The sequence below is a fragment of the Mesorhizobium sp. M7A.F.Ca.CA.002.05.1.1 genome (assembly GCF_003998335.1).
In the GTDB taxonomy this organism is placed as follows: Bacteria; Pseudomonadota; Alphaproteobacteria; order Rhizobiales; family Rhizobiaceae; genus Mesorhizobium.
Genome location: NZ_RZQI01001523.1, coordinates 1 through 676, shown reverse-complemented (window position 1 = coordinate 676; position 676 = coordinate 1). Strand labels below are relative to the sequence as shown.

Genomic DNA, 676 nt, shown 5'->3' with positions numbered 1-676 from the left:
CCCTTGCGTTCAAGATCGACCAACAGGACTCGACCGCCCAGTCGCGTGCCGGCGAGCGCCAGGCTCCACGCGAGCTCGGTCCCGCCATCCTGCGGCATACTGGAGGTGACAAGCGCCGTGTACGACGAACGAGCCCTTAGCGCATTTGGTGCCGCCGCGATCAGCAACGACGTCACGGCGCGGCTATATGCGGACCTGCGCTCCCCCAGCACGAGGTTTCGCAGTTGTTTGGCATGCATTCCGCATGCTTCGGGGATCTGCCCCATACATGGAACCTTGAGCACCGCTTCCGCTTCGGCCTCGCCACGGAAAGTCCGGTCAAAATGATTGCGCATCGTGACGTACATCGCCCCAAGGATAGCGAATAGGATCATCCCGGGGGGAACCAGGAAGATGGCTGGCAATGTCTGCGGGATAGTCGGCGGCCAAGCCGCAGACAGGATCGAAATTCCAGCCGAGGGAACTCCGATACGCCGCGTCAAATCCTGTTGTCGACCAAGGAGTTCGTTATATCGCTGGGTCAGCAGGCTGACCTGCGGCTCGAGAGCCCGCAAGCCGGAAAGCCGGCTGGCGGTGTCGGCCATGACCGCATCCAGGATGTTCTTTCGGCTTTCGAGAGCGGCGATCTGTGCACGGAAAATGTTTGCATCGGCAGCAATCTTGTCGACGCCTTGTT

General features: G+C 60.9%; 1 pseudogene. It reads right to left on the bottom strand.

Annotated elements, in window-relative coordinates:
• Positions 1-676: pseudogene (locus EN939_RS36805) on the bottom strand (GumC family protein); the annotation flags it as partial.